Source organism: Kitasatospora sp. NPDC036755 (assembly GCF_040636595.1).
In the GTDB taxonomy this organism is placed as follows: domain Bacteria; phylum Actinomycetota; class Actinomycetes; order Streptomycetales; family Streptomycetaceae; genus Kitasatospora.
Map to the genome: position 1 here is coordinate 1 of NZ_JBEZUT010000509.1, position 4,172 is coordinate 4,172.

Annotated in this window: 2 protein-coding genes; both read left to right on the top strand. The window is 71.5% G+C overall.

Features of this window, described 5'->3' with window-relative positions; all coding sequences use genetic code 11:
- The first annotated feature begins 251 nt into the window (after nucleotides 1-251).
- On the top strand, nucleotides 252-1,790 hold the full coding sequence (locus AB0E96_RS38930) for an alpha/beta fold hydrolase (RefSeq protein ID WP_359831240.1): 1,539 nt from the start codon (nucleotides 252-254) through the stop codon (nucleotides 1,788-1,790).
- Nucleotides 1,791-1,949: 159 nt separating this feature from the next.
- A partial coding sequence (locus tag AB0E96_RS38935; RefSeq protein WP_359831242.1) for a transglycosylase domain-containing protein occupies nucleotides 1,950-4,172 on the top strand: 2,223 nt, incomplete at its 3' end.

Consider the following 4,172-nt stretch of genomic DNA (forward strand, 5'->3'; position numbering starts at 1 on the left):
AGGCGTAGAGAACCTCGATCATCTCAAACCGGCACGGACACCTGTCGTCGTATCAGCCGCTACACCGCACTACTACCTGCGGATTCGGGTCTGAGCCGGCGTCCGGTCCCTTCCCCCACCACACCCTCCCCGACCGGAGACCGCGGCCACCCGGAAGCGGTCTCCACCCCCTCGCCGGGGGGATATCCCCACCCCGGACCGGCCCGCTGCCCGCATGGGCCCAAGTACCCTGCCCCAGCAGACTCTTGGGCATGTCGAAACCCACCAGCGCACCCACCGGCAGGACCGCCCGCACACCCACCCGCACGATCACCGCCGCGTTCACCGCGGCCGCCGCGCTCGCCGTCACCGCGCTGAGCGCCGTGCCCGCCGACGCGGCCGACTCCCAGCGGCCCGGACGGGACCGCCTCGCCTGGACCGACTGCGCGGGCGAGGTGAAACGGGGCCAGAAGTGCGCCGACCTCACCGTCCCGCTGGACTACCGTGATCCGCACGGCCCGCGGATCACGCTCGCCGTCTCCCGGATCGCCACCGCCAAGCCCGCCCTGCGCCGGGGCGTCCTGCTGATCATCCCGGGCGGCCCCGGCGACACCGGCGTGGACCGTCCGTCCACCCAGTTCGACCAGATCCCGGAGCCGGTCCGGGACCGCTACGACCTGGTCGGCTTCGACCCGCGCGGGGTCGGCCGCTCCACCCCGGTCAGCTGCGGCGTGGACCACGCGGACCTGGCCTGGGTCAAACTCCGGCCCTGGCCCGCCGCCGACGGCTCGATCGACGAGAGCGTCTCCACCGGACGCCGGTTCGCCGAGACCTGCGCCCGCAACGGCGGCCCGGTGATGCGCAGCATCTCCACCGCGAACGAGGCCCGTGACATCGACAGCATCCGGCGCGCGCTCGGCGAACCCCGCCTCTCCGCCTGGGGCACCTCGTACGGCACGTACGCGGGCGCGGTCTACGCCAGCCTGTTCCCCGAGCGGACCGACCGGATCGTGCTGGACAGCAACGACGACCCGGACCCGACCCGGGTCGGGCGCGGCTGGCTGGCCGCCTTCGGCCAGGGTGTCGAGGACCGCTTCCCCGACTTCGCCACGTGGGCCGCCGCACCGGGCAATCCGGACCGGGTCGCGGACACTCCCGAGGAGGTCCGCTCGGTCTTCCTCGACCTCGCCGCCCGCCTGGACCGCGCGCCGATCCCCTGGCAGGGGGCCAATCCGGCGGAGCTGAACGGCAACGTCCTGCGCGAGACCATGGTGCAGTCCATGATCGCGGACAAGCGGTTCCCCGGCCTCGCCCGGCTGATGCTGGCCGGGCTGGGCCGCCGTCCGCTGCCCGCGGCGCCGGCCCAGCTGCCCGACGAGGTGATGCAGAACCACATCGCGGCCTCGGCCGCCACCCTCTGCAACGACGTGAGCTGGCCCGCCGACCCGGCCGGCTACGCCCGGGCCGTCGCCGCCGACCGCGCCGCCCGTCCGCTCACCGCGGGCATGCCGGTGAACGTGATGGCCTGCGCGTTCTGGCCGTTCGCGCCCGCCGAGCCGCCGGTGCGGGTCACCGACCGGGGCCCGGCGAACGTCCTGCTGACGCAGAACCTTCGTGACCCCGCCAGCCCGTACTCCGGCGCGCTCAAACTGCGTGCGGCGTTCGGGGACCGGGCCCGGATGGTGACGGTGGATTCGGGCGGCCACGACGTGTACCGGGCCAACGGGAACGCCTGCGGCGACCGGGTGGTGACGGACTACCTGGTGACCGGCGAGCGCCCGGCCCGGGACCTCTTCTGCCCGGCCGGCTAGGGAGGGGGCACCGGGGCAAGGGTCGTGAGCGAACGGCCCGTGTCCCGGTGCGCCGGCCCCGGGGACCCTCGGGAATGAGGCGAATCCGTCGCGATTTTGTGACAATCCTTCGCCAACACCCGCTCCCCAGGGCCTGTTCACGGCCGTAATGTTCGATCTATGTCACCGAAGAGCCGCAAAGCCGCCTCGGACCCGGGCGACACCTGGGTGCCGCGACCGAGGCGCCGCGAGACCCCGTTCGGCATGCTGCGCCACGCGGCCACCTTCCTCGGAGCCAGCGTGCTGGGCGGCGTCCTGCTGGCGGGCGTGATCCTCCCGGCGGCGGGCGCGGTCGGACTCGGCGCGAAGAACGGCGCCGAGGGTTTCCAGAACATCCCCGACGACTTCAGGACCCCGCCGTTGAGCCAGGCGACGCAGATCTTCGACGCCAACGGCGGCCTGATAGCCAAGGTGTACGAGCGCGACCGCACCGTCATACCCGCCGACCAGATGTCCCCGCTGATCCGCACGGCGCAGGTGGACATCGAGGACGCCCGCTTCTACGAGCACGGTGCCGTCGACCTCAAGGGCGTCCTGCGCGCGATCACCAAGAACGCGGAGAGCGGGGCGGCCGTCCAGGGCGCCTCGACGCTGACCCAGCAGTACGTGAAGAACGTCAACGTGGAGAAGGCCGGCGACGACCAGGCGGCCGTCCTGGAGGCCCAGCGCAAGACCCTGGGCCGCAAGATCCAGGAACTCCGGTACGCCATCAAGCTGGAGGAGGACCTGACCAAGGACCAGATCCTCACCAACTACCTCAACATCACCTTCTACGGCCACCAGGCGTACGGCATCCAGGCCGCCTCCCGGCGCTACTTCGGCAAGGACGCCAAGGACCTCAGCCTGCCCGAGGCGGCGATGCTCGCGGGGCTGGTGCAGAACCCGTCCCAGTACGATCCGAAGCTGCACCCGGTGGCCGCCCAGAAGCGCCGCGACACCGTCATCGACAAGATGGTGGAGAACAAGCACATCACCGCGGACCAGGCCAAGGAGGCCAAGGCCGCCCCGCTCGGCCTCAACTACCAGGACCCGCGCAACGGTTGCATCACCGCGCAGGCCGGCATGGGCTTCTTCTGCGACTACGTGCGCCACGTCGTCAAGCAGGACCCGGCCTTCGGCAAGAGCGCGGCCGAGCGCAAGAAGCTGTGGGACACCGGCGGTCTGAACATCTACACCACGCTGGACCCGGACAAGCAGGCCGCCGCCCAGAACGCCGTCTCCACCAAGGTGTACGTCACCGACCCGGTCTCGGCGGCGATGACGATGGTCGAGCCCGGCAGCGGCAAGATCCTGGCGATGGCGCAGACCCGGCCGTACGGCCTGGCCAAGGACAAGAACGAGACCGTCGTCAACTACAACGTGGACGCGGCGATGGGCGGCGGCATGGGCTTCCAGCCCGGCTCCAACTTCAAGCCGATCGTGGCCGCGGCCGCCCTGGAGGCCGGTCTGTCGTCCACCCAGCGGTACGACTCGCCCAACCGGATGGACTGGCCGACGATGAAGACCTGCGACGGCACCTGGAAGAACCTCAGCAAGGGCAAGAAGGAGGGCACCATCCCCAACGAGAGCGCCTCCGAGACGGGCCCGTACGAGCTCAAGCAGGCCATGGCGCTCTCGGTGAACACCTACTTCGTGCAGATGGAGCAGGAGATCGGCCTCTGCGCGGTCAAGCAGATGGCCAACAAGCTGGGCATGCCGGGCAAGGCGGACGGCTCACCGCTCCAGGAGGTGCCCGCGCTCGGCCTCGGCACCCAGGAGGTCAGCCCGCTGACCATGGCCAACGTGTACGCGACCTTCGCCGCCCGGGGCACCTACTGCGCGCCGATGGCGATCAACCGGATCACCACGGTGGACGGCGCCGACGTCCCGGTGCCCCCGGCCCGGTGCGGCGAGGCGATGTCCGAGGACACCGCCGACGTGATCAACAGCGTGCTGCTCGGGGTGACGGAGAAGGGCGGTACCGCGCGCGACCTCGGCCTGGACGACCGCCGCCAGATCGCCGGCAAGACCGGGACGACGGACGAGAAGAAGTCGGCCTGGTTCACCGGCTACACGGGCAACCTGGCCGGCTCGGTCTGGCTGGGCAGCCCGGGCACCAAGGTGCCGATGCGCAACATCCGGATCGGCGGCGCCTACCAGGCCGAGGTCTACGGCGCCACCGGCCCCGGACCGATCTGGCAGAAGGCGATGAGCGACGCGGTGCGGACGATGCCGGAGAAGGACTTCACCACCGTCCACATCCCGGACCCGGTGCGCCGCGACCCCGCCTGCGCCACCCCCACGGCCTCGCCGGGCTCGGCGAGCTGCACCGGCGCCCCCGCCACCGGCGGCCCGGGGAACGGC

Bases quoted from the DNA above. Each gene is read 5' to 3' on its own strand.
- AB0E96_RS38930 (WP_359831240.1), top strand. From the start codon at position 252: ATGTCGAAACCCACCAGCGCACCCACCGGCAGGACCGCCCGCACACCC.